This window comes from Lichenicola sp. GTC18331 (assembly GCF_055386855.1).
In genome coordinates this window covers 833102-857542 of the sequence record NZ_AP045015.1, presented here as the reverse complement: position 1 = coordinate 857542, position 24441 = coordinate 833102, and the positions used below count along the sequence as shown (strand labels likewise).

21 protein-coding genes are annotated in these 24441 nt (G+C 67.0%); 12 read left to right on the top strand and 9 right to left on the bottom strand.

The window, feature by feature from the left end; genetic code table 11:
- Positions 1–115: 115 nt before the first annotated feature.
- The 3 genes from ACZ5BM_RS03980 to ACZ5BM_RS03970 all read left to right on the top strand — a co-directional run bounded on the left by ACZ5BM_RS03980 (position 116) and on the right by ACZ5BM_RS03970 (position 2045).
- Positions 116–523, top strand: a complete 408-nt coding sequence (locus ACZ5BM_RS03980) for a hypothetical protein (protein WP_498910074.1) — start codon at positions 116–118, stop codon at positions 521–523.
- A gap of 194 nt (positions 524–717) precedes the next feature.
- Positions 718–1086 carry a DUF6481 family protein gene (locus ACZ5BM_RS03975; RefSeq protein WP_498910073.1) on the top strand — a complete coding sequence of 123 codons (369 nt, stop codon included), beginning with the start codon at positions 718–720 and terminating at the stop codon, positions 1084–1086.
- 119 nt (positions 1087–1205) lie between these two features.
- The gene (locus tag ACZ5BM_RS03970; RefSeq protein WP_498910072.1) at positions 1206–2045 is read left to right on the top strand and encodes a Rossmann-fold NAD(P)-binding domain-containing protein; all 840 of its coding nucleotides are present in this window, start codon (positions 1206–1208) and stop codon (positions 2043–2045) included.
- Here ACZ5BM_RS03970 and ACZ5BM_RS03965 read toward each other — a convergent pair.
- On the bottom strand, positions 1930–3039 hold the full coding sequence (locus tag ACZ5BM_RS03965) for an SDR family oxidoreductase (protein ID WP_498910071.1): 1110 nt from the start codon (positions 3037–3039) through the stop codon (positions 1930–1932). The two genes, ACZ5BM_RS03970 and ACZ5BM_RS03965, sit on opposite strands and share 116 nt — an antisense overlap.
- Positions 3040–3223: 184 nt before the next feature.
- On the opposite strand from ACZ5BM_RS03965, the gene cysD reads away from it, so the two are divergent.
- Positions 3224–4156 (top strand): sulfate adenylyltransferase subunit CysD, encoded by a 933-nt coding sequence (cysD, locus tag ACZ5BM_RS03960; protein ID WP_498910070.1) that lies wholly within the window; start codon positions 3224–3226, stop codon positions 4154–4156.
- Positions 4156–6060, top strand: coding sequence for a bifunctional sulfate adenylyltransferase subunit 1/adenylyl-sulfate kinase (gene cysN, locus ACZ5BM_RS03955; protein ID WP_498910069.1), 1905 nt, complete (start codon positions 4156–4158; stop codon positions 6058–6060). Before cysD ends, cysN begins: the two co-directional genes overlap by 1 nt.
- A gap of 12 nt (positions 6061–6072) precedes the next feature.
- Here cysN and ACZ5BM_RS03950 read toward each other — a convergent pair whose 3' ends face one another.
- From ACZ5BM_RS03950 to ACZ5BM_RS03940, 3 genes are all read right to left on the bottom strand, one after another.
- Entirely contained in the window at positions 6073–6897 is an 825-nt protein-coding gene (locus ACZ5BM_RS03950) for an EAL domain-containing protein (protein ID WP_498910068.1), read from the bottom strand.
- Positions 6898–6959: 62 nt separating this feature from the next.
- On the bottom strand, positions 6960–8849 hold the full coding sequence (locus ACZ5BM_RS03945) for an ABC-F family ATP-binding cassette domain-containing protein (RefSeq protein ID WP_498910067.1): 1890 nt from the start codon (positions 8847–8849) through the stop codon (positions 6960–6962).
- Between the two features lie 96 nt (positions 8850–8945).
- Positions 8946–9560, bottom strand: a complete 615-nt coding sequence (locus ACZ5BM_RS03940; RefSeq protein WP_498910066.1) for a glutathione S-transferase family protein — start codon at positions 9558–9560, stop codon at positions 8946–8948.
- A gap of 101 nt (positions 9561–9661) precedes the next feature.
- On the opposite strand from ACZ5BM_RS03940, the gene ndk reads away from it, so the two are divergent.
- From ndk to ACZ5BM_RS03920, 4 genes are all read left to right on the top strand, one after another.
- Positions 9662–10084 carry a nucleoside-diphosphate kinase gene (ndk, locus tag ACZ5BM_RS03935; RefSeq protein WP_498910065.1) on the top strand — a complete coding sequence of 141 codons (423 nt, stop codon included), beginning with the start codon at positions 9662–9664 and terminating at the stop codon, positions 10082–10084.
- A gap of 53 nt (positions 10085–10137) precedes the next feature.
- The gene (locus ACZ5BM_RS03930) at positions 10138–11361 is read left to right on the top strand and encodes an MFS transporter (RefSeq protein WP_498910064.1); all 1224 of its coding nucleotides are present in this window, start codon (positions 10138–10140) and stop codon (positions 11359–11361) included.
- Positions 11362–11421: 60 nt separating this feature from the next.
- Entirely contained in the window at positions 11422–12171 is a 750-nt protein-coding gene (locus ACZ5BM_RS03925; protein WP_498910063.1) for a glycosyltransferase family 2 protein, read from the top strand.
- A 96-nt stretch (positions 12172–12267) separates the two neighbouring features.
- The gene (locus ACZ5BM_RS03920) at positions 12268–13668 is read left to right on the top strand and encodes a DUF2142 domain-containing protein (protein ID WP_498910062.1); all 1401 of its coding nucleotides are present in this window, start codon (positions 12268–12270) and stop codon (positions 13666–13668) included.
- 16 nt (positions 13669–13684) lie between these two features.
- Here the strand turns inward: ACZ5BM_RS03920 and ACZ5BM_RS03915 are convergent, their stop codons facing one another.
- The 3 genes from ACZ5BM_RS03915 to purM all read right to left on the bottom strand — a co-directional run bounded on the left by ACZ5BM_RS03915 (position 13685) and on the right by purM (position 16820).
- Positions 13685–14992, bottom strand: coding sequence for a DUF2142 domain-containing protein (locus ACZ5BM_RS03915; RefSeq protein ID WP_498910061.1), 1308 nt, complete (start codon positions 14990–14992; stop codon positions 13685–13687).
- A 150-nt stretch (positions 14993–15142) separates the two neighbouring features.
- The gene (gene purN, locus ACZ5BM_RS03910; protein ID WP_498910060.1) at positions 15143–15739 is read right to left on the bottom strand and encodes a phosphoribosylglycinamide formyltransferase; all 597 of its coding nucleotides are present in this window, start codon (positions 15737–15739) and stop codon (positions 15143–15145) included.
- A gap of 7 nt (positions 15740–15746) precedes the next feature.
- The gene (purM, locus tag ACZ5BM_RS03905) at positions 15747–16820 is read right to left on the bottom strand and encodes a phosphoribosylformylglycinamidine cyclo-ligase (protein WP_498910059.1); all 1074 of its coding nucleotides are present in this window, start codon (positions 16818–16820) and stop codon (positions 15747–15749) included.
- A gap of 111 nt (positions 16821–16931) precedes the next feature.
- Here purM and ACZ5BM_RS03900 point away from each other — a divergent pair, with 111 nt between their 5' ends.
- The 3 genes from ACZ5BM_RS03900 (at position 16932) to ACZ5BM_RS03890 (ending at position 21224) form a co-directional block, all read left to right on the top strand.
- Positions 16932–17789, top strand: a complete 858-nt coding sequence (locus tag ACZ5BM_RS03900; protein WP_498910058.1) for a P-loop NTPase family protein — start codon at positions 16932–16934, stop codon at positions 17787–17789.
- Between the two features lie 220 nt (positions 17790–18009).
- Positions 18010–19842, top strand: coding sequence for a phospholipase C (locus ACZ5BM_RS03895; protein ID WP_498910057.1), 1833 nt, complete (start codon positions 18010–18012; stop codon positions 19840–19842).
- Between the two features lie 14 nt (positions 19843–19856).
- Positions 19857–21224 carry a cytochrome-c peroxidase gene (locus ACZ5BM_RS03890; protein WP_498910056.1) on the top strand — a complete coding sequence of 456 codons (1368 nt, stop codon included), beginning with the start codon at positions 19857–19859 and terminating at the stop codon, positions 21222–21224.
- 45 nt (positions 21225–21269) lie between these two features.
- Here ACZ5BM_RS03890 and ACZ5BM_RS03885 read toward each other — a convergent pair whose 3' ends face one another.
- Positions 21270–22706, bottom strand: coding sequence for an MFS transporter (locus ACZ5BM_RS03885; RefSeq protein ID WP_498910055.1), 1437 nt, complete (start codon positions 22704–22706; stop codon positions 21270–21272).
- Complete coding sequence (locus ACZ5BM_RS03880; RefSeq protein WP_498911474.1) at positions 22703–24160, bottom strand: mannitol dehydrogenase family protein; 1458 nt, start codon at positions 24158–24160, stop codon at positions 22703–22705. Before ACZ5BM_RS03880 ends, ACZ5BM_RS03885 begins: the two co-directional genes overlap by 4 nt.
- Positions 24161–24441: the final 281 nt, after the last annotated feature.

Genomic DNA, 24441 nt, shown 5'->3' with positions numbered 1-24441 from the left:
TCGCCGAGAGCGGCAGGGCCTGCCGATCCCCGTCCGCCAGTTTCCGCAGTGCGGCACTGGTCGCTCCGGCCCGGACGGGCTAGGGAAGACACGAAAGCACCGAGGATCGACGACGATGGAACAACGCAATTTGGGCGGTGTGGGCGCGGTGGCGTGCGCCGTTCTGATGGTCTGCGCGGCGATTCCGGAGCGGGCCCGGGCGCAGGCGGCCTCCGCCGTGCCGCCGCCGGGCTCCACCGTGGTGGATCATCCGCTCGGCCCCAACCCCGGCGGTTCCTCCGACGAGAGCCTCACCGTGCGCGGCCGTTCGCACAAGTTCCAGCCCGCCCCGATGCCGGGCGCGCCGATGGGGCCGCCGCCGGAGAAGCCGGCGCCACATCTGGGCCGCTACAAGATCTCCGGCGATCAAACCAAGAAGGACGGCTACGATACCCAGACCGGCGCCTATATCGCCCCGTTCGGCAGCGCCTACACCAATGCCGGCCCGGTGTCGGACGGTCTGGCATCGCGCTTCCAGCACTGACCGGCTTGGGAGCCGGTCTGCGCCTTCCGCATGACGTCCCTGCGGTCAGGGGCGGCGGCGTGTCCGAACTCCCTGTCGCCGAGGTCGCGCGTTTCTGCTAGGAGCCCCTCGACCGGGCCGGCCCCGGATGGGCGACGTTGCATCGGTGCTTCCAGCACCCATCTCAGCGTTGCCGCGAGGCACAACCACCGAGGGTGACGACCATTTTCAAGGGAAACAAGTTCGACGAGCGCCAGTCCGCGTCCGCCGATGCCAAGCGCGCACTGCTCTCCAAGTTCCAGAACCGCCCCGCGGCGGACGATCCGAAGATGCTGGCCCTGGCCGAAGAGCGTAAGGCGATCGCCGAGGCGCGCGAGGTCCGTATGGCCAAGCGCCGCGAAGAAAAGGCCGCCGAGCAGGCGCGTCTGGCCGCCGAGCGCGAAGCCGCTCTCGCCGCCGAAGCGCAGCGCCGCAAGGAAGAAGAGCTGGCCGCCCAGGAAGCCGCACGCGCCGAGGCCCTGCTGAAGCTGCAGCAGAAAGCTGCACGCGACGCACGCTACGCCGCCCGCAAGGCGCGCCGCTGAGCCGTTCCGCTCTGCCGCCGGCTCGTCCCGGCGGCAGACACGGTCCGAAAGCACCGCCCCCGCATCAAGCGGCGTGGCGGTGTTCGTCGTTGACGGATCGGTAGGAGAAGGGGGAGGCCATGGCTGCAGCGGAACGGTTCGCCGTCGTCACCGGGGCGACCAGCGGCATCGGCCATGCGGTGGCGCTCGGCCTCGCCCGCGCCGGACTGCGCCTGATCCTGATCGGCCGGACCCCGCATCGCCTGGCCGACACGGCGACGACGATCGCGGCGAACGGGCCGGCTCCGATCGTGATCCGCGCCGATCTGTCCTCGTTGCGCGAGACCGCCGAAGCCGCCCGCCAGATACGCGAACGGGCTCCCGTTCTCGAGGTGCTGATCAACAACGCCGGAATCCTGTCGCCCCGGCGCACCGAAACACCGGAAGGGCACGAGCTGACCCTGGCGGTGAACCATCTGGCGCCGTTCGTGCTCACGCGGGCGCTGTTGCCGTCCCTGCGCGCCTCCGGACGGGGCAGGGTGGTCCACACCGGCTCTTCCACTGCCGATCGCTCCGGCATCGACCCGGACGATCTGGAACTGCGCTCCGGCTGGCGCATGACCCGCGCCTATGCCCGCTCCAAGCTCGCTTTGCTGATGGTCGCCATCGAGCAGGCCGGCGCCGAGCGGGCAGGGGGTGTGTGCATCAACGTCGCCCATCCCGGTCTGGTCGCGACCGATCTGGTCCGCAACGGCGGCATCGACCAGTGGGTCTGGCGTCACATCCTGAAACGCGTGGCCCTGTCGCCGGAAGAGGGGGCGGACACGCTTCTGCATGCCGCCCTGTCGCCGGCGTTCGACGGGATCAGCGGCTGTTATCTGAAGAGGCGCATTCCCGTGCTGCCGAACCGGCGCGCGCTCGACCCGGCGTTGCGCGCACGGGTGCTGGCGGCAACGGAGCGGCTCGTCGGCGCCGTCTGACCGGCCCGCGCAATAGGGACAGAAGCCCGAGCAGAGCCAGCTGCGTGCTCCAGCCACGCGCATGACGGCCGAAGGAGCCGTCCGGCGACACGGTCTCGGTCCGCGGCTCGAACAAGGTCGGCGCCGGTTTGCGGGCCAGATCGTCGCGCGGCATCTCCGAACCGAACTCGCTCTTGCCGACCAGGAATTCCGCCAGAGCCGGGGAGATCCGCGCGATCAGCGCATAGGCGCTCACCACGCCGGTCAGGCGACGTTCGCCGCGTCCGGCCGCGCAGAGCAGCACGCCCTGTGCGGCGATATCGGTGCTGTAGACCGGCGGCACGGGGCGGGCCGGAAAACCCATATGCGACACGGCATGATCGAAGAACGGCGTGTTGATCGCCGGCGGCAACAGGGTGGAGATGCGCACCCGGCTCTTCTGCAGCTTCAGTTCGAGCTGCAGAGACTGCCCGAACGCCCGCACCGCGGCCTTGGCGCCGGAATAGGAACTCATCAGCGGCACGCCATGGATCACCACGGCGGAGCAGACATTGACGATGGTGCCGGCGTTGCGCGGCCCCATATGCGCCAGCGCCACGCGGGTTCCGTTGACCGTGCCGTGATAGGTCACGTCGGTCACCCGGCGGAACTCGGCCTCCGGCACATCGGTGAAACGCCCGTACACGCCGTTTCCGGCCGCATTCACCCAGCAATCGATCGGCCCCAGGGTCGCGGCGAGCGTCCGGGCGGCGGAGGCGAGCGCGTCGGCGTCCGAGACGTCGGCCGGTGCGGACGCCACCACCGCACCCGGCACGCGGGTCCGGATCAGCCGCGCGGCGGCGGACAGGTTCTCCGCCGAACGCGAGATCAGCCCGACCCGCCAGCCCTCGGACGCGAAGCGGAGCGCTGCGCCCAGGCCGATGCCGGACGAGCCCCCGGTCAGGATCGCGACGCGGATCGGCGCGGGATCGTGTTCGGAGTGGCGCGAAGAGGAGCGGGGAAAGCGTATACGCATACGGGCATTAGCACCTCCGGGCCCGCCGCTGTCCACCGGGGGACGGGAGCCGGTACCGGGAAGTCCCGCCCGCTGCGCGAAACGCAGACGCGCGTGAAACGCTCTTGGCATCGGGCGCCCCAAGCCGCCATGTGGAGGATGGCCGAGTGCGGCCTTGCTCTCCCGAAGTTCACAAGGATATCGCGTGTCCGTTCAAGCCCTCCGGGTGGAACCGTCGCCCGTTTCGCTGAGCCATCTGCAGCGCTTGGAAGCGGACAGCATTCACATCATGCAGGAGGTGATGGCCGAGGCCGAGCGTCCGGTGATGCTGTATTCGGTCGGCAAGGACAGCGCGGTGATGCTGCATCTGGCGCGCAAGGCCTTCTATCCCGCCCCGCCGCCGTTTCCGCTTCTGCATGTCGATACCACCTGGAAATTCCAGGAGATGTACCGGCTGCGCGACCGCATGGCAGCGGAAAGCGGCATGGAGCTGCTGGTGCATCGCAACCCCGACGCCGTCGCGCGCGGCATCAACCCGTTCGACCACGGCGCCCTGCACACCGACATGTGGAAGACCGAAGGGCTGAAGCAGGCGCTCGACCTGCACGGTTTCGACGCGGCGTTCGGCGGCGCACGGCGCGACGAGGAGAAAAGCCGCGCCAAGGAACGGATCTTCTCGTTCCGCTCTGCCAACCATCGCTGGGATCCGAAGACGCAGCGCCCCGAACTCTGGCGGCTCTACAACGCCCGCAAGAACAAGGGCGAAAGCGTGCGCGTGTTCCCGCTGTCGAACTGGACCGAGCTCGACATCTGGCAATACATCCAGCTCGAATCGATCCCGATCGTGCCGCTCTATTTCGCGGCGCCCCGCCCCACGGTGGAACGCGACGGCATGCTGCTGATGGTCGACGACGATCGTTTCCGCCTGATGCCCGGCGAGGTTCCGGTGCAGCGCTCGATCCGCTTCCGCACGCTCGGCTGCTATCCGCTGACCGGTGCGGTGGAAAGCAAGGCGGCGACCCTGTCCGAGGTGATCCAGGAGATGCTGCTCACCACGACCAGCGAGAGGCAGGGCCGGGCGATCGACAAGGATGCCGGTGCATCCATGGAGAAGAAGAAACAGGAGGGGTATTTCTGATGTCCGACACCCCCTCCTATCGCACCGACGCGCTGATCGCCGACGACATCGACGCCTATCTGGAACTGCATCGCCGCAAATCACTGCTGCGCTTCATCACCTGCGGCTCCGTGGATGACGGCAAGTCGACCCTGATCGGCCGTCTCCTCTACGACAGCAAGATGATCTTCGACGATCAGCTCGCCGTGCTGGAGGCCGACAGCCGCCGCGTCGGCACGCAGAGCGGCGGGATCGATTTCGCCCTGCTGGTGGACGGTCTCGCAGCCGAACGCGAACAGGGCATCACCATCGACGTCGCCTATCGTTTCTTCGCGACGGAGAAACGCAAGTTCATCGTCGCCGACACGCCCGGCCACGAGCAGTACACGCGCAACATGGTCACGGGCGCGTCCACCGCCGATCTGGCCGTGATCCTGATCGACGCCCGAAAGGGCGTGCTGACACAGACCCGGCGCCATTCCTATCTCGCCCACCTGATCGGCATCCGCAATCTGGTGCTGGCGGTGAACAAGATGGACCTGATCGGCTACGATCAGGCTGCCTACGACGCGATCGTCGCGGATTATGCCGCCTTCGCCGCTTCTATCGGCATCGAGAGCTTCGTGCCGATGCCGATCTCCGGATTGGCTGGCGACAACATCGCGACGCGCGCGTCCAGTATGCCCTGGTACGACGGGCCATGCCTGATCGAGCATCTGGAAACGGTGCCGCTCGACGAGGTGTCGGAACAGGCGATGCCGTTTCGCCTGCCGGTGCAGATGGTGAAGCGGCCCGATCCGAATTTCCGCGGCTTCAGCGGTCTGATCGCCGCAGGCACCGTCCGTCCGGGCGACCGCGTGCGCGTGCTGCCGTCGGGACGCGAAACGCGTGTGTCGCGCATCGTCACCTTCGACGGCGACCTGTCCCTGGCGGTCGCCGGACAATCCGTGACGCTGACGCTTGCCGACGAGGTCGATTGCTCGCGTGGCGACGTGCTGGCGGCCGCATCCGCCCCGCCGCAAAGCGCCGATCAGTTCGAGGCCACCATCGTGTGGATGGCCGACGAGCCGATGCTGCCCGGCCGCTCCTATCTGTTGAAGCTCGCGACCCAGACCGTGTCGGCGCAGATCCAGGCGCCCAAATATCAGGTCAACGTCAACACCATGGCGCAGATGCCGGCCAAGACGCTGGAGCTGAACGCGATCGGCGTCGCCAACTTGTCCACCGACCGGCCCCTGGTGTTCGAGCCCTATGCCGACAGCCGCTCTCTCGGCGGCTTCATCCTCGTCGACAAGATATCCAACGCCACCGTCGCCGCCGGACTGCTGCATTTCGCGCTCCGACGGGCATCGAACGTGCACTGGCAGGCGCTGGAGGTCGATCGCGCCGCGCATGCCGCCCTGAAAGGCCAGCAGCCTCGCGTGCTGTGGTTCACCGGCCTGTCCGGTGCCGGCAAATCCACCATCGCCAACCTGGTGGAAAAGAAGCTGCACGCCGCCGGCCGTCATACCTTCCTGCTGGACGGCGACAACATCCGCCATGGCTTGTGCCGCGATCTCGGTTTCACCGACGCCGACCGGGTGGAGAACATCCGCCGCGTCGGCGAGGTGGCGCGGTTGATGGCGGATGCCGGGCTGATCGTGCTGACCGCCTTCATCTCGCCGTTCCGCGCCGAACGGCGGATGGTGCGCGATCTGATGGCGCAGGGCGAATTCGTCGAGATCCATGTCGATACGCCGCTCGCCGAAGCGGAGCGTCGAGACGTGAAGGGCCTCTATGCCAAGGCCCGTAGCGGCGAGCTGCGTAATTTCACCGGCATCGACAGTCCCTACGAACCGCCGGAGCACGCCGAGATCACCGTCGACACGGCGAGCATGAGCGCGGAAGACGCCGCGGACCTGATCGTGGAATGCTTGTTCGGCTGATCAGGCTCAGGTTCAGGCCGCGATGATGGCGAAAGGCTCCGGCGCGGTGTCGGCAAACGGCATGGCGACCGTCGCGAACGCGTCGAATGCCGGCCGCGCGAACAGGAACCCCTGGAACAGCGAGACGCCGATATCGAGCAGGGCCTGATACTCGTCCCAGGTCTCGATCCCCTCGGCGATCATGGCGATGCCGAGCGTTTCCAGCATGCGGGCGATCCCGGACACGATCAGCCGGCGTCCGCAATCGCCGTCCAGGCCGCGCACCAGCTTCATGTCGAGTTTGACGATGTCGGGCCGAACATCGGCCAGAATGTCGAAATTGGCGTAGCCCGAACCGAAATCGTCCAGCGCCACCTTGAAGCCGAGCGCACGGTAGGCGGTCAGGATCGCGCGCAGATGGGCAGGATCGCTGAGCGGCTCCTGCTCCGTCACTTCGAACATCAGGGCATGGCTCGGTATGCCGTGGAGCCGTGCCGCCGCCAGGCTGCTGTTGATACAGCGCGTGGGTTCGTAGATCGCGTTGGGATTGAAGTTGATGGCCAATAGCGCGCCGCTCGCGCCAAGCCCGAGTTCGGCGGCGCGGCGGATCGCCGTGGTGCGGCAGAGCTGATCGAAGGCGTAGCGGTTCCGGTCCGTCACCTGCGACAGAATGAACGCCGCGCCTTCGCCGCCTTCACCGCGAACCAGCGCCTCCTGGGCGAACACCCTGCCGGTTCGATCGACGATGGGCTGGAAGGCCATGCGGATCGGCTGCGCGAACCGCGCATCCGTGCCCCCGCGCTCGCCGCACCCGGCACAGGCGCCGCTCGCGGCGTTGGACAAGGTCGAAGCCGGCAAGGGAGTTTCCATGGCCACGAACCATAGGCGGGAACCATGAATTTCCGATTAACGGGGCCGCATCAGTTCGCGGCTTCCAGCTCCGCTTCCGCCTCCAGCCAGACCGTCTCGGCCTCCTCCGCTTCCCTGGCGATGGCCGCCAGACGGGTATTCGCGCGGGTGATCTCCTCCGTCTTGCCTCCGGCATAGAGTTTCGGATCGGCCAGGCGCTCTTCCAGCCTGGCCCGTTCCTGCGCCAGCTTGGCCAGAAGCGCCTCCGCGTCCTTGGCCCGCTTGCGCACCGGCGCCATCGCCTTGCGCTGCTCCGCCCGGTCGCGCCGCTCCTCCGCGCGCGCCGGCTGGGCGCGGTTCCCGGGCTCGGCGGCGGCCCCCTTGGCGGCGGCACGGGCACGCTCCGCCAGCCAGACGCGATATTCCGCCATGTCGCCCTCGAACGGCTGCACACGGCCGTCGCCCACCAACCAGAGCCGGTCCGCAACCAGCTCCACCAGATGCGGGTCGTGGCTGATCAGCAGCACGGCGCCGCTGAACGCCGCCAGGGCCCGGATTAGCGCCTCGCGCGCATCCAGATCGAGATGGTTGGTCGGCTCGTCCAGGATCAGCAATTGCGGGGCGTCGCGTGTGGCCAGAGCCAGCAACAGACGCGCCTTTTCGCCGCCGGACAGGTCGCGCGTCGGCGTGTCCGCCTTGGTGGCGTCGAGGCCGAACCGGGCCGCTTGCGCACGCAAGGCGGTGGGCAAGGCCTGCGGCTGCGCACGGGCCAGATGCTGCACGGGGCTTTCGTCCGGCAACAACTCCTCGGCCTGATGCTGGGCGAAATACCCGACGCGCAGCTTGGGGCTGTGCTGGATCGTGCCGGACAGCGGCGGCAACCGTCCGGCGATCAGCTTGGCGAAGGTGGATTTGCCGTTGCCGTTGGCGCCCAGCAGCGCGATCCGATCCTCCATGTCGATCCGCAGCGACATGGAGCCCAGAACGACACGCCCGTCATACCCCGCAGTCGCCCGGTCCAGCATCAGCATCGGCGGCGCCAGCGCGGCGGGCTCGGGAAAGTTGAACCGGGTCGGCGTGTCCTCCACCACCGATTCCAGGGCCGGCAGCTTTTCCAGCGCCTTCAAACGGGCCTGCGCCTGACGCGCCTTGGTCGCTTTGGCGCGGAACCGGTCCACGAAGGACTGCATATGCGCGCGCTGCGCCGCGATGCGCTCGGCGGCACGGTTCTGCTGCAACGCCTGTTCGGTGCGGATGCGGACGAACTCGTCATAGCCACCCGGGGTCAGAGACAGCTTGCCGCGATCCAGATGCGCGATCGCCTCCACCGCGCGGTCCAGCAGCCCGCGGTCGTGCGACACGATCAGTGCGGCGCCGGGAAACTTCGCCAGCCAGGATTCGAGCCAGAGCGTCGCTTCCAGATCGAGATGGTTGGTCGGCTCGTCCAGAAGCAGCAGATCGGGGTTCAGGAACAAGGCGGTCGCGAGCGCCACGCGCATCCGCCAGCCGCCGGAGAAATCATCCACCGGCCGCGCCTGCGCGTCGGCATCGAAGCCGAGACCGCTCAGGATCGCCGCCGCGCGCGCGGGCGCGCTGTCCGCGCCGATCGTCCGCAGACGCTCATGGATATCGGCCAGACGCGCGGCATCGGCGGCCGTCTCGGCCTCCGCCAGCAGCGCAGTGCGCTCCTCGTCGCCGGACAGGACGGTGTCGATCAGACTGCCTTGACCGGCCGGCGCTTCCTGCTTGATGCGCGCCATGCGCGCCCGGCTGGACAAGCGGATCTCGCCGCCATCGGGCGCGATGTCGCCGGCGATCGCGGCCAGAAGCGTCGATTTGCCGGCCCCGTTGCGCCCCACCAGCCCAATCCGGCGCCCGGGCTCCACCGACAGATCCGCACCGTCGAGCAGGGTGCGTCCGGCGATGCGCAAGGTCAGGGAAGAGATGACGAGAAGGCTCAAGAACCGCTCCGTGGCAGGACGAGATGGCTCCGAACGGAAGCTACCGCCGTTCTAGTCGCGGCGGCAGCGGACGCCAATCTTCGGTCGCAGCTCCCCTCAGCCGAGCGGCGCACGGAGAAACGCATCCGTCGCCTCGGCGCGCTCCGACCATGCGGAGAGGCGGGGAAACCGGGCGGGATCGGCCGCGTCCGGAGCGACCTTCCGGGCGAACCGCCAGCCGACCGCGGCCGAAACGGCCGGCTGCGACGGCGCATCGCCGAACAACCACGCTTCCGGGCCGGACACGCCGTGTTCCAGCATTTCCAGGCTGGCGTCGAGCTGCTTGCGGACACGGTCGAGCCAGGGCGCATGCCGCTTCTCGGCCGGACGCAGATTGGTCTCGTAGGCGATCTGCACGCTCTTCTCGCAAACCGCGAGCGCCAGTGCGATCAGGCGCAGCGCCGTCGGGATCGAAGCCTGGTCCGCAGGCATCAGAGACCGTCCGGCAGGTGCGATCCGTTCGAGATAATCGAGGATCAAACCGGACTCGAACAGAACGGTGCCGTCGTCCAGAACCAGGGTCGGCGCCTTCACAGACGGGTTGATGGCGCTGAAACGATCGTAGTCCTGGAACACGGACAACGCATCGTGCTCGAACCTCATCCCCAGAAGATGCAGCGAAATCGCCACCCGCCGCACATAGGGAGAGTCGTACCGTCCGATCAGGCGCATGCGGAATGCTCCGGCTCTTGAAGATTGGGGGACAGAGTAGCCGTCAGCCCCGATTTGCTCTAAGCCGCGCCCAACCTCATCATCGCACCAGGAGATGCACCATGGCGATCGAGCGTACTCTGTCGATTCTGAAGCCGGACGCGACCCGTCGCAACCTCACCGGCAAGATCAACGCCCTGTTCGAAGACGCGGGCCTCCGCATCGTCGCCCAGAAGCGCATCCAGCTCACCGAAGCGACCGCCGGCCAGTTCTATGCCGTGCACAAGGAGCGCCCGTTCTACGGCAGCCTCGTCGCGTCGATGATCTCCGCGCCGGTGGTGGTGCAGGTTCTCGAAGGCGAGAACGCCGTTCTGGCGCATCGCGGCGTGATGGGCGCGACCGACCCGAAGAAGGCCGAGCCGCACACCGTGCGCGCGCAGTTCGCGGAAAGCATCGAGGCGAACTCGGTGCACGGGTCGGACAGCCTGGAGAATGCCGCGACCGAGATCGCGTTCTTCTTCGCCGGCACCGAGATCCTGCCCTGATCCCGGAGGCGCCCGCATCCGGTCTCGCGGCCGATGCGGGCGCCGTTCCCCGTTTGGGGGCCACCTCAGTCGCCGCCGCCGTGTTCGGCAACCTGCTGGAGGTGTTCGACTTCATCGCCTACGGCACCTTCGCCGTGGCGATCGGACGATGCTTCTTTCCGTCCAAAGACGCCTATCTCAGCCTGCTCCTGTCCGTCGCCACATTCGGCGTCGGCTTCGTCACCAGACCGCTTGGCGCGCTGCTGATCGGCATCCTGGCCGATCGCCAAGGCCGGCGCGCAGGCATGATCGCATCGCTCGGCCTGATGGGCCTGGGCAGCCTCACCATCGCCGTCCTTCCGGGCTACGCCACGCTGGGCGTCGCAGCCCCCGTGCTGCTGCTGATCGCGCGCATGATCCAGGGCATCGCATGGGGCGCGGAAGCCGGCCCCGCCACCGCCTTCCTGATGGAAAACGCTCCACCGGACCGGCGCGGCTACTACGCCTCCTGGCAGTCCGCCAGCCAGATGCTGGCGGTGCTGCTCGCCGGTTCGATCGGCTTCCTCAGCATCCTTCTGGGCGGCGAAGCCACCATGAACGACTGGGGCTGGCGCATTCCGTTCGCCCTGGGCGTCCTGGTGGTCCCGGTCGGCATGATGCTGCGTCGTGGCATGGAGGAAGCGCCGCATCCGCCGGAAACCGCTTTGTCCGACGCATCCCTGTTCCAGTCCGGCGGACTCGCGCTCGCCTGCGCCACCATGCTGGTGATCGCCGGAACCGTCAGCCAGTATTTTATCAACTACGTCACCACCTACGCCCTCACGTCGCTGCACCTGCCGGAAACCATCTCCTTTCTCGGCACGGTGATCGCGGGCGTGGTCGGCACCGCAGCAGCCCTCGGCGGAGGCGCGCTGTCGGACAGGATCGGCCTGTTCCCGATCGTCGTGCTGCCGCGAATCCTGCTCGGCCTGCTGATCGCGCCGATGCTGGCGCTGCTGCAATTCGCTCCCGCCTGGTGGAGCTTTGCTCTGGTCACGGCGACGATCACGCTGCTTCAGGTCGGCAGCTTCGCGGCAAGCCTGCGCCTGCTGCTGGAACTGTTCCCGGCCCAGAAACGCAGCACAGGGTTCGGCCTCCTCTACGCGCTGGGCATCTCCGTGTTCGGCGGCACGGCGCAGATCGTGTTCACCTTCCTGATCCACTGGACCGGCGATCCGGCTTCGCCGTCCTGGTATCTGGCCTTGGTGAATCTCCTCTGTGCCGCCGCGGGCATGGTGTTGATCAGGGCGCGACGGTAATCTTGGCGTCCGGCCGCCTGCGTTTATGACGATGCGCGGGACAGAGGAGGGGGCTCAGCGATGATCGCTCAGCGGCGGGTCGCCGTCGTGCTGCCGGCCTACAACGCCGCGCTGACCCTGGAACGCACATGCGCCGAAATCCCGCGCGACGTCGTCGACGACGTGATCCTGTGCGACGACGCCAGCCGCGACGACACGGTGCGCATCGCCGAAACCCTCGGCCTGCATGTCATCCGTCACGACCATAATCGCGGCTACGGCGGCAACCAGAAGACCTGCTACGCAGCCGCTCTCGATCGCGGCGCCGATATCGTCGTCATGCTGCATCCAGACTACCAGTATACGCCGACCCTAGTGCCGGCGATGGCCGCGATGCTGTCATCCGGACAGTACGACGGCGTTCTCGCCTCGCGCATCCTGGGCAAGGGCGCGCTGGCCGGCGGAATGCCGCGCTACAAATACGTCGCGAACCGCGCTTTGACCCTCACGCAGAACCTGCTGATGGGCGCCAAGCTCTCCGAATATCACACCGGCTATCGCGCCTGGAGCCGCACGGTGCTCGAACGCCTGCCGCTCGATCGTTGTTCGGATGATTTCGTGTTCGACAACCAGATGCTGGCCCAGGCCCTCGCCCTCGGCTTCCGGATCGGCGAAATCTCGTGCCCAACAAAATACTTTCCGGAAGCGTCCTCGATCGATCTTAAGCGATCGGTTGTCTATGGATTTGGAGTTTTGCAGACATCGATCAATTACCGCCTGCATGCGTCGAGATTGCGGTCGGTACGGCTATTCAGTGATGAATGTTCATGAACAATGTGTCGTCACGTAGTCAGGGCAGGATCGTGGCCCGACCAAACAGGCAATTGCGGTTCTCCTCATGAGACAGTCAGCACTGCCAGTATTCCAATGATCGACCTCCTTTCTGGCTTGCAGAGTCGGCTGCTTTTGTCTCCGCGTCGCCTTGCAACGGTGTTTGCCTTGCAGGCGTCGCTTGTGGTCCTGCTGTTGGCGATTCTGGTTCCTCCTTTCGAGAACTCGGACGAGTACAACCATTTCGAACGCGCCGATCAGATTTCCCGGTTTGGATTGATTGCCACCCGTTTCGCAGGTCCATCATCGTCCGGCGGTATGACCGATCCGGGTATTAATGCGGTCGATGACATCATCGGCGCCGTGCGCTTCCATCCGGAACGCAAAGTCAGTGAAACCATGCTCCGCGATGCGAACGCGATCGCATGGCATGGTGGCGAACGGCTGAACTTTCTCAACACAGCGGTCTATGCGCCCCTGCTTTATCTGCCGTCGGTCATCGGGATTTGGACCGGAAAGCTGCTACACCTTTCGATCGTCCGAACGTTGGTGCTGTCGCGCATGGCGACAGGTATGTCTTGCGTCCTGCTCGGTAGCCTCGCCATTGCGGCAGCCGGCGAGACGGCCCTGTTCCTGTTGCTGGTCCTCAGCCTGCCGATGGTGCTGTCCCTTTTCGCGTCGGTGTCGCAGGATGGTTGGATGCTGACGGCAGCAGCCGGTTGCGTCGGTCTGGTGAACCGGATCGGTGCAATGTCCGAGCGTGCAAAGCGAGTCGCGTTCGTCTGTTTCTGTTTGTGCCTACTGATGCTGGGTCTCGGCCGCCCGGCCTATGCGCCCTTCGCGGTGTTGCCGCTGCTGTTGCCCGGGTTTTCGCGTCGTGCGCGGGCGGCAGGCAGCCTGTTCATCCTCTGTGGGATCGGCGGCTGGTCGCTGCTCACCATGATGGTCACCATAACCAATGGTTCGGCAGCGCGCGGCGTAGCGCCGGGTACGCAACTGGCCGCGCTGCTCACCCACCCGGGCCGCCTCGCACCGCTCGCATGGAACACCTTCGCCGGGCGTCAGGGCATGGAAGGAGAGAGCTATCTGCATGAGATGATCGGCGTGCTGGGCTGGATCGATACCCGCATGCCGCCCTGGTTCTACGCGCTTTCGACCACCATGCTCGTTTCGGCGCTCGTCGTGACGTCGGCGGTTACGCGCCCGTTGCTGCGCCCGAGAGCCCAGGGGATCGTCGCGCTCGCGGCATCAATCGCGGTTATTCTGATTTTTCTGCTACTATATCTAACTTGGACGCCGGTCGGCTTCCCATTCGTGGACGGCGTGCAGGGCCGGTATTTCCTGCCAATCCTGATCTTGGTGCCCTTGTTTCTTCCCCGTATCGGCTCGCATCGCCTGGACGCGTGCCTTCAACCGCTCCGGCTTCTGCTGCTGGCCTATCCGACGGTATCGATGGTGCTGACGATCGTGGCCGTGGTGCGGCGCTACTACGTCTGACCCCCAATGAACCCGATCAGCCGAGGCCGTATCGGATGACAATGGCCCTCGCCGTGAGAGCGACCGTCAGGCAGGGATAAAGCGCTATGCCGGCCAGAGCGATACGGGGCGTTTTCCATCCGACGGCAGGCAAAACGAACACGAGAAACGGGGCAAGGGGCAGGAAGTACCGCCCCTGTACCCCGTCGATGAAGGCGCTGCCGATGCCGCTCCAGCTCAGGTATTGCGCGGCGTAGATGCAGACGATGCTGCCAAGAACGATCAGGGCCGCGCCGGTTGCGGTCCAGACATTGCGACGGGTCCCGGACACTGCGGCCGCAACGAGCAGAACGCACCCGGTCAGCGCGTAGTACGGGTTGGGAAAGGTCGTATCGAGCCACCCCAGCACGCCGATGAACTCGCGCCCGGATGGAAAACCCTCCACCAGTTCCCTGTTCAGGCTGGTATGGGCCAGCAGGATGGGCAGATGCGGATCGGCGCGGATCGCCGCGATCTGCGCCGCGATATGGTGCGACGCAGGGAGCGGCATCACCCACGCTCTCATCATCATCGCCCAAATCGCCGCAGCGCCTGCGATCATGCCGCCGCCAAGCGCCCGCAGCCACCAACGCTGCCCGGTCGCGAATAACGGGACGAGGCAGAGCGGCAGATAAGCCGGCCGCGCCATCGCCACCAGCGCAACAAGCACGGAGCCTGTCCAGAAGGTTCGAACGGTTCCGGGGCGGCGGCTCAGTATGACGCTGCCCAGAGCGGCGGATGCGATCATCGGTCCGTCCTGCGAGACGGCGGCGAACAACGCCAGGCTCATTGGCAGGCAGGATAAGGTGAACAGCAACGGAGCGAACCGGCCGGAAAGGACGATCGCGATCCCCACCAGCAGCACGCTGGCCAACCCGTTCGTGAGACGTCCCAGGATCAACGCGTGCCACACGGACAGGTGCAGCCATCGACCGGCTGAAAGGCCCACGCTAGCGGGAAGATAGAAAAACGGTGGGTAGATCGCCGTGTTGGAAAATTCCCGCAGCGAAAGGCCGCCCCACGGCGTGGCCAGGGCGGCGTTCATGGCCGCCGTCACCTTGGTTCTTGGATGAAACCGAACCGGATCGAACGGCGCGGACAACAGGCTCGGACCGACATGAACCGGACCGCCTGCGGACACGCCGTCCGCGCTCCGTTTGGCGATGAGGGTCCCGAGCGCGACTTGGTCGGCGCGTTCGGCATGGTTCAGCTCGTCGGCCGCCTGGAAGGGTGGCATCAACACGGCGATCAGCGGTATCGCAACGGATGCGTAGACCAGAAACAGAAGCGCCAGGATCCCCGGCACGGTGATCGCACGGGACCGAAGTAGACCAACGTCCTCGCCGAACATGAATATCAGGGCCCGGTCGTCGGGATCAGCGGCAGACCGCGAAACCGGCCGGCTGTCGGGCCATCGCCGACCGGGCCGACACCAAACGCACAATATCGTTTGACATCAAACGGCCTCCGGCCGCGCACCCATCACATGCCGCGCCAGCATCGCCGGATACAGCCGATGCTCCTCCGCCAGCACACGCGCGGCCAGAATCTCCGGCGTGTCGCCGTCCAGCACCGGCACCGCCGCCTGTCCCAGTATCGGCCCCTCGTCCATCACCTCCGTCACCAGATGCACGGTGCAGCCATGCTGCGTCTCGCCCGCTTTCAGCACGCGCTCATGCGTGTGCAGCCCGGGATAGGCCGGCAGCAGGCTCGGATGGATGTTCAGCATCCGCCCGGCCCAGCGTCCGCACAGGAACGGCGTCAGCAGGCGCATGTAGCCGGCAAGGCAGACGCATTCGATCCCGGCCGCTTCCAGCACCGCATCGATCGCCCGCTCATGCGCCTCGCGGTTGCCCCTGAATGGCCGGTGGTCGATCGCCGCTGTCGCGATCCCGGCCGCGCGTGCCGTTTCCAGCCCCGCCGCATCCGGCTTGTTGCTCAACACCAGGGCGATCTCGGCCGGAAACGCCGGATCGCGCGCGGCCTCGATCAGGGCTTCCATGTTGGAGCCGCGGCCGCTGATCAGCACCGCGACCCGCATCCGGGTACTCATGCCGGGTTCAGCCGCGAAAGCGCGGCTGCTTCGTGAAGCGCAGGGCAGGGGCCGCCTCCGGATCGCTCGCCGCCTCGATCCGCCCGATCAAGGAGAACGGAATCCCCAGCTCGCTCAACAAGGACGAGCTGGTCTGCACATCCGACACCACCAGACACATGCCGACGCCGCAATTGAACACGCGCAGCATCTCCTCGTCCGCAACGTTGCCGGTCTCCGCCAGCCAGCGGAACACGGGCGGCAGGGTCCAGCTCTCGCCGTCCAGCACCGCCACCACGCCCTGCGGCAGAACGCGCGGCAGATTGCCCGGCAGACCGCCGCCGGTGATGTGGGCAGCACCGCGCAGCAGCCCGGCACGATGCAGCTCCAGCGTTTCCTTCACGTAGAGCCGCGTCGGCTCCATCAGCGCTTCGCCCAGCGTGCAACCGGTTGCAAAAGGCGCCGGCGCCGACCAGTCCAGCCCGGACGCCGACACGATCGCCCGCACCAAGGAGAAGCCGTTGGAATGCACGCCGCTCGACGGCAGAGCGAGGATCGAATCGCCCGCCGAGATCCGTCCCGGCAGCAGCGCGTCGCGTTCGGCCGCACCCACGGAGAAGCCGGCCAGATCGTAATGCCCCGGCGCATACATGCCAGGCATCTCCGCCGTCTCGCCGCCCACCAGGGCGCAACCGGACAGGCGGCAACCCTCGGCGATGCCGGCCACCACCTTGGCGGCGTCGGCCACGGCCAGCTTCCCGGTCGCGAAATAATCCAGAAAGAACAAAGGCTCCGCGCCCTGCACCACCAGATCGTTCACGCACATCGCCACGAGGTCGATGCCCACCGTCGCGTGCTGCCCGGTCTCGATCGCCAGCATCAGCTTGGTGCCGACGCCGTCGGTGCAGGACACCAGCACAGGATCGCGGAACCCGGCCGCCTTCAGGTCGAACAGCGCGCCGAATCCGCCCAGCCCGCCCATGGTGCCGGGCCGGTTGGTCGCCTTCGCCGCAGGCTTGATCGCATCCACCAGCGCATCGCCCGCCTCGATGTCGACGCCCGCGTCGCGATAGGAAACGCCCGGCTTGGATTCGGTGGTCATGACGAGCTCCCGCAACGATTGGAACGGCTGGGCGGAAGGGGATCGAAGCGCCGGCCCGTATCCGCTAATAGTCAGCGCTCACTTAAGGCAGACGGGGCGGCGCGCAAAGCGGTGCGGCGGCGGGACGAACAGCACGGCGCACAACAAGGCGGCTCACAGGCCTCCGTTTGCGGCAGCCACAGAAGCGGGCAGGGAGCCCAGGGGGACCGTTCGGGCACGCGTCCGGCCGGGCGCCAGCTCGCGCTGCCGTTCGCGCATAAACCGCGATTCGAACGCGCCGACTTCCTGCGCGCACCCTCCAACGCCGCCGCCCTGGCCTGGCTCGACCCCGCCGGCGCCACGGGCTGGCCGCAGAACCGGCTGGCACTCTGGGGCGAAGCCGGCAGCGGCAAGACCCATCTGCTCCATGTCTGGGCGGCCGAACACGACGCACTGCTTTTGCCCGGCACCGCCCTGCGCGGCCTGGCGCTTCCGTCCCGGACCGCGCGCCCGCGACGCTGGCGCGCGATAGCGGTCGACGATGCCGACGAGGCCACGGACGAGGCCGCGCTGCTGCATCTGCTGAACGCCGCCACGGAAGCCGGGCTGCCGGTACTGCTGACCGCGCGCGCGGCCCCCTCGCGCTGGAGCACCGGGCTGGCCGACCTCGCCAGCCGGCTGCGCGCCATCCATTCGGTGCCGATTGGCCAGCCGGACGAGGCCATGCTGCGCATCCTGCTGCTGCGCTTGCTGGTGGAGCGGCAATTGGTGGTGGCACCCTCGGTGGTGGACTGGCTGCTGGCGCGCCTGCCGCGCACTGCGGGCGCCATGCGCGACGCCGCCCGCGCGCTGGACGAGGCCGCGCTCGCTTCCGGCCGGCGCGTGACGCGCGCGCTGGCCGCCGCCGTGCTGGAGGATCCGCCGGACTGGTTCTCGGAAGACGATAATCCGCAGGATCGGGACGTGCAGAACGGGGCGCGCCTGCTCTAGCCGAAATGCGCCGCGCCGCGTCGCTCGGTGCCGAAACGGAATGGCTTCATGAAGCTTATGTGTAACCTTCCGTTGCGTGATTGACGCATCGTCGGCGCGCGACCCATAGGTGCTCCCGTGCAATTCAAGCGGCATCGTTGATGATCCGACGGCCCGGCGGCACGCCATCGTGCAGCAAGCCGTGCGCCGATCATCCGGCCAGACAGGAACGGGTGTAGCCATGAAACGAGCTAGTTGGCGTCAGCATCTTTTGCGGAACACCGCGGCAATCGGCATGCTGGCGGCGGCGATCGCGCCCGCCGCTGCCGCGCCGGTCCCGGCGGATCAGGCGTCCACCGCGACGCCGATCAAGCATATCGTCGTGATCTACGGCGAGAATGTCTCGTTCGACCATTATTTCGCCACCTATCCGAACGCCGCGAATCCGCACGGCGAACCGGAGTTCAACGCGTGGCCGGTTCCGGCCGTCAATACGCTCGCCACCGCGGGACTCCTCGACAACAACCCGAACCTGGACCCGCGCAACGGCACGGGGGCATCCCTGCCGTTCCGGCTCGACCGTACCCAGGCTGCCACCGCCGACCAGAATCATGCCTACACCGCCGAGCAACAGGCCTACGACGCCGGCAAGATGGATCTGTTTCCGCGCTACACCGGTCGCGGCAGTCCGGGCGGTGCCGGGTCGTTCGGCACCAACGGCCAGGTGATGGGCTACTACGACGGCAACACCGTCACCGCGCTATGGCACTACGCCCAGCTCTACGCCATGAGCGACAATGCCTACACCGATACGTTCGGTCCCTCGACACCCGGTGCGCTGGAAATCGCGTCCGGCCAGAACAACGGCATGAAACTGGTGCATTCGAGCAAGAGCTCGTACTACGTTCCCGACAGTGCCGGCGGGCTGACGATGATCAACGATGTCGATCCGGCCGGCGATGTCTGCTCGTCAACGACAGACGCCGTCTACATGTCGGGCCAGAACATCGGCGATCTTCTGAACGGCCACCACATCAGCTGGGGCGGGTTCATGGGCGGCTTCGATCTCACCGCCACCAACGGCAACGGCACCACAGGCTGCAAGCGCAGCACGCTGTCCAACGTGGTCGGTGGCACGATCACCGACTATATTCCTCACCATAACTGGTTCCAGTATTACCCCTCCACCGCCAATCCGAGCCATGCGCGTCCGAGCTCGATCGCGGCAATCGGTTCCAGCGTGGAGGCCGATGGCCGCACGACCGAGCCGGCCAATCACGAGTACGACCTGAACGACTTCTACGCCGCGCTGCAGGCCGGCAACTTCCCCTCCGTGTCGTATATCAAGATGCCGGCCTACCAGGACGGGCACGCCGGCTATTCCAATCCGCTCGACGAGCAGCAGGGCGTCGTCGCCCTGATCAATACCATCGAGCAGAGCCCGGAATGGCCGAGCACGGCGATCATCGTCACCTATGACGATTCCGACGGCTGGTACGACCACCAGTACGCCACCCCCACTTCCGCATCCTATTCCAGCGCCGACCAGCTGAACGGCTGGGGTAACTGCGCCTCTGCCAACGGTCGCCCGCTCGGCGTCGAGGGCCGTCAGGTGGATGGACGCTGCGGTCCGGGCACGCGTATCCCATTCCTGGTGATCTCGCCCTGGGCGCGTAACGACTACGTCGACCATACCCGGATCACGCAGGCTTCCGTGGTGAAGTTCATCGAGGACAACTGGCTCGGCGGCGAGCGGATCAAGGGCGGTTCGTTCGACGACAGCGCTGGATCCATCAACAGCCTGTTCGACTTCGACAGCTCCCATCACCTTCCGGCGCTCGATTTCCCCCTCGATCCGGTCACCGGCGAATGGGCCAAGCCGTCCTGGCTGAACAGTTTCCCGCAGACGGAGCCGGCCTGGGTGGAGCCGCTCGTGGCGCAATGGAAATATACCGGCCTGCCGCCCCTGTCCCATTTCGTGACGGCGCTGCCGTCACAGTCCCAGTGGCCGAACTGGCTGCCGCCGGTTCAGGTCTGGCCGCGCTGGTTCACCAACGTGTTCGTCAACAATTGAAACGGTCCGGCGCGGTGAATAGCCTGAGACCCACACGCGCCGCTGTCGGCACCGCCATGGTTTCCATGGCGGTGCTGCTGCTTGCCGGGACACCCGCGTGGGCGGGAGTGCCCGTTCCGGACGCCGATGGCGCCAATCCGGCGCCCGTACACCTGGTTCGCGCTCCGGCCGCGCCGCTCTCCGCGGTGGCGGAGGTGGGCCGGGCGATCTTTTTCGACAAGAGCCTGTCCGTTTCCGGAACCATGTCCTGCGCGAGTTGCCACGATCCGGCGCACGCGTTTGCCCCGACCGGAACCATGGCGGTGATGAAGGGCGGCGCGCACGGCGACCTGTTCGGCGTCCGTGCGGTTCCGTCGCTGATGTATCTGGAACGGCAGCCGAACTTCTCGGTCGGGCCGGACCAGGGCGAGGCCGAAGGCCCTCCGGCGCAGATGCTGGCGCAGAGCATCGCCGCCAGCGCCAGCGCCAGCCGCTCCACCAAGATCGCGGGCAGCTCTGCCGCCACCACCAACATGGTGCCGCAGGGCGGGCTGTTCTGGGACGGGCGCGCGGACACGCTGCAGATCCAGGCGATGGGCCCGCTCACCAACCGGCTCGAGATGGCCAACGAGAATGCCGATGCGGTGACGGAGCGGCTGAAGCGCGCGCCGTATGCGCAGCAGCTGGTGCAGATCTTCGGCCCCACCGTGATGAAACAGCCCGGACTTCTCGCGGCTGAGGCGATGTTCGCCGTGGCCCGCTACCAGATCGAGGAGCCGGCGTTCCACCCTTACTCCAGCAAGTTCGACGCCTGGCTCGAAGGCCGCGCCCGCTTCACCCCTGCGGAAGCGCGCGGCTGGCGGTTGTTCAACGATTCGGCCAGGGCCAATTGCGCCGGCTGCCATGTGGATCAGGTGCAGGACAATCGGCCGCCGGTGTTCACCGATCACCAGTTCGAGGCCCTGGGCGCGCCGCGCAACCCGGACATCGTGTTCAACCGCGATCCGGCCTATTTCGATCTCGGCGTGTGCGGCCCGATCCGCACCGACATGCGCGACCAGAAGCAGTATTGCGGCATGTTCCTGACGCCGACGCTTCGCAATGTCGCAACCCGTTCCGTGTTCTTCCACAACGGCGTGTTCCGTTCGCTGCGCCAGGTGATGGATTTCTACAACTACCGCGACGTGGCGCCGGCGCGTGCGTTCCCGCATGCGCCCGACGGCAAGCCGGTCGGGTCGAACGACATTCCGGCCGCTTATCGCGCCAACATCGACGTACAGGACCCGCCCTTCGACCGGCATCCGGGGGACCTGCCGGCCATGAGCGACCAGGACGAAGCGGATATCATCACTTTCCTTGGCACGCTGACCGACGGCTATAAGCCAGCTTCCAGGACGCCCTGATCCGATCGAAGAAGAAAGGGGGGGCGAACCAGGGCGCCCCCCTTCTCAGTCCTCGTCGTTTTCCACGACGGTCATCCCGCGCCCCTGCGCGAATGTGCCGTCGCGCAGCGCCTGCTCGATCTCCTCGAGCGACCGGTTGCCGGTTTCCGGCACGAAACGGCGCACGAAGGCCCAGGCCAGCAGGTTCACCGCCCCGAACAGGCAGAACGTCCCCGCCGTGCCCAGCGCCTCGACGATATGCAGCGTGGTCAGCGACACCAGCAGATCGCACACCCAGACGGTGACGCTCGCCAGACCCATGCCGGTGCCGCGCACCGCCATCGGAAACACCTCGGACGCGATCAGCCACACCGTCACCGAGAGCGAGCCGCAGTTGAACACGATGTAGCCCATCAGCCCGGCCAGCATCAGCCACATGCGCAAGCCGGACGGATCGCCGCCGAGCAGGCACAGCCCAGACACCGCCAGACAGACGGCCGCCACCGGAAGCATCAACAGCAGCAGACGACGCCGCCCGGTGCGATCCACCATCGCCATGCCCGCGGCCGTGCCGAGCGCCGAGGCCACGCCCACGCCCACCGTCGCCAGCAGCGCGCCGCCATGGCCGAGCCCGGCATGGGACAGGATGATCGGGGCGTAGTAGATCACCACGTTCGGCCCGGTGAGCTGCGACAGGGCCGCCACGCCGAGACCGGCGATCAGCGCCGGACGGCACCAGCGGCTCTTCAGCTCGCTCCAGCCGCTTTCCTGCTGCGACACCGCCTTGCGGATGCGCTTCATCTCGCGCTGCGCCGAAGCCCGGTTCGGCCTAACCCGCTCCAGCGCCGCCAGCGCCTCGTCGCCGCGTCCGCGCAGAAACAGCCAGCGCGGGCTTTCCGGCAGGGCGATCATCCCGAAACCCAGCAGAACCGCCGGGATCACGCCGATCAGGAACATGGTGCGCCACGCCTCGTGCGACCCGGACACGCCGTAGCCGACCAGGAACGCCAGCAGGATCCCGCCCACCACGGCGAGCTGGAACAACACCACCAGTACGCCGCGATGCCGCGACGGCGCCAGCTCGGCCACATACACGGGAATGATCTGCGTCGCCGCACCCACCGATACGCCCAGCAGCAGACGTGCCAGCAGAAGCCCGGTCAGGCTCGGCGTCATCCCGCTCCCGGCCGCGCCGAGCGCGAACAGGACCGCGCCGATCATGATCGTCCGGCGCCGCCCGATCCGGTCCGAGATCGGCCCGCTCAGCGCCGCACCCGCCACGGCGCCAAGATTCAGCGCCGCCACCACCAGCTCCTGTCCGCCGGTGCTCAGCGTGTAGCTCTTGGTGATGCTCAACAGGGCCGCGGAGATGATCCCGGTGTCGTAGCCGAACAGAAGCCCGCCCAACGCGCCCACGGCCGCGCACAGGATGACGAACCCGCCCATCCTGTCGCTGCCGGGCGCCGTCTGCGCGGTGCTCGCCCGCGCATCCGCCACCATCATTCCGGGATCGCTCCCAGCACGCCCTTTTCGCGGATGCGCGTCTGCGCATCGCGGATCGCCTGTTTGAACTCAGGCGTCGTCGCCTTCTGCCATCCGGCGAATGGCGCGATCTGCAGCGCCGCGTCCAGATCGTCGCCGGTCGCCGCCGCGCGATCGGCCTCGCTCAGCGTCGGCTCCTCGAACGGGATCGGCTCGCCTTTCTGATCCCGGCCGCGCAGCGCCTCCAGATAGGCGGCGATCAGGAAGGCCGGCCGGCTCATGTCGTAGCCGTGTTCCAGCAACAGCCGGATCGTCGTGGTCATGAACACCGGGATCTTGGAGGCCCCGTCGCTGCCCACGCGCAGCAGCCCGTCCATCATCGCCGCGTTGGAGAAGCGCGCCAGCACCTCGCGGCGATAGGCGTCGAGATCGACCCCTTCCGGCGGCGTCAGCAGCGGAATCACGTCCTTGCTCATGAACGCGTCCAGCAGCCCGGCAATCTTCGTGTCCGTCATCGCGTCGTGCACGAAACGGAACCCGGCCAGCAGGCCCGGATAGACCAGCATCATGTGCGAGGCGTTCAGCATCCGCTGCTTCACCGCTTCCCACTCGTGCACGGCGTCGGAGAACTGCACGCCCTCACGCTCCCAGCCTGGCCGGCCGGCGCAGAATCTGTCCTCGACCACCCATTGCGAGAACGCTTCCGCCAGAACCGGGCTGCGATCGTCGATGCCGCTCTGCGCGTTCAGATCAGCGGCCAACTCCTTGCTCACGGTCGGCGCGATGCGGTCCACCATCGCGTTGGGGAAGGAGACGTTCGCCTCCATCCAGTCCGCCAGCGCCGGGTCGCGCAGACGGGCGAAGCCGGTGAACGCCGCGCGCGCCGCATCGCCGTTGGAGCGCAGATTGTCGCAGGACAGAACGGTGAACGGACCGGCCCCGGTGTCGCAACGGCGGCGCAGCGCCTCCGCCACGAAGCCGAACACGGTGCGCGGCTGTTCCGGATGGGCGAGATCGTGCTGCACGTCGGGATGGTCGGCGTCGAACCGGTTCTCCTCGTCCAGCAGATAGCCGCCTTCGGTGATGGTCATGCTGACGATGCGGATGGCGGGATCGGCCATGCGCCGCAGCACCGCTTCCGGATCGGCCGGCGCAAGCAGGCTGTCGATCATCGCGCCGATCACCCGCACCGAGCGGGTACCGTCCGGCGCCATCTCCGTCAGCGAGTACAGCCCATCCTGGTCGCGGAACAAAGCCGCCTTGGCTTCCGAACGCGCGCCGCCGGACAGGCCGACGCCGACGATGCCCCAATGCTGCTGCCCGGAATGCGACAGGCAGCGTTCCGTGTAGGCGGCAAGATGAGAACGGAAGAAATTGCCGATGCCGAAATGAACGATGCCTGCGCTGATCGAGCGCCTGCCGTAATCGAGGGCCGGAACATCAAAGGATTGGCTTTCGAGTGCGGCATTGTTCAAAGGCAAGCAACTTCTCCTATCGCTGTGGTCCTCTTTGGTGACCACAATTCAGCCATGATTGCAAACTGAAACGACGAACGCCTTGGCGGCATTGTCGTTTTATTTGTCGGACTTCACCGCAATGACAGCTCCGCACACAGGCGTTCCGTCCGACGCGTTCGTTTCGTTGACATCATGTCGGTGCCCATGACGCCCCAGCCCGGCCAGGGTTGCTCCGGACGGCCCGCCCGGCAGGCGGACATGATTTGCCACACGCGGCCCGCGCCGGCGGACGCGGGAGT

Coding starts and splice junctions, on each gene's coding strand:
- ndk (WP_498910065.1), top strand. CDS start 9,662: ATGGCGATCGAGCGTACTCTGTCGATTCTGAAGCCGGACGCGACCCGT.
- ACZ5BM_RS03970 (WP_498910072.1), top strand. CDS start 1,206: ATGGCTGCAGCGGAACGGTTCGCCGTCGTCACCGGGGCGACCAGCGGC.
- cysN (WP_498910069.1), top strand. CDS start 4,156: ATGTCCGACACCCCCTCCTATCGCACCGACGCGCTGATCGCCGACGAC.
- ACZ5BM_RS03940 (WP_498910066.1), bottom strand. CDS start 9,560: ATGCGCCTGATCGGACGGTACGACTCTCCCTATGTGCGGCGGGTGGCG.
- ACZ5BM_RS03895 (WP_498910057.1), top strand. CDS start 18,010: ATGAAACGAGCTAGTTGGCGTCAGCATCTTTTGCGGAACACCGCGGCA.
- ACZ5BM_RS03920 (WP_498910062.1), top strand. CDS start 12,268: ATGATCGACCTCCTTTCTGGCTTGCAGAGTCGGCTGCTTTTGTCTCCG.
- purN (WP_498910060.1), bottom strand. CDS start 15,739: ATGAGTACCCGGATGCGGGTCGCGGTGCTGATCAGCGGCCGCGGCTCC.
- ACZ5BM_RS03965 (WP_498910071.1), bottom strand. CDS start 3,039: ATGCGTATACGCTTTCCCCGCTCCTCTTCGCGCCACTCCGAACACGAT.
- ACZ5BM_RS03885 (WP_498910055.1), bottom strand. CDS start 22,706: ATGATGGTGGCGGATGCGCGGGCGAGCACCGCGCAGACGGCGCCCGGC.
- ACZ5BM_RS03980 (WP_498910074.1), top strand. CDS start 116: ATGGAACAACGCAATTTGGGCGGTGTGGGCGCGGTGGCGTGCGCCGTT.
- purM (WP_498910059.1), bottom strand. CDS start 16,820: ATGACCACCGAATCCAAGCCGGGCGTTTCCTATCGCGACGCGGGCGTC.
- ACZ5BM_RS03925 (WP_498910063.1), top strand. CDS start 11,422: ATGATCGCTCAGCGGCGGGTCGCCGTCGTGCTGCCGGCCTACAACGCC.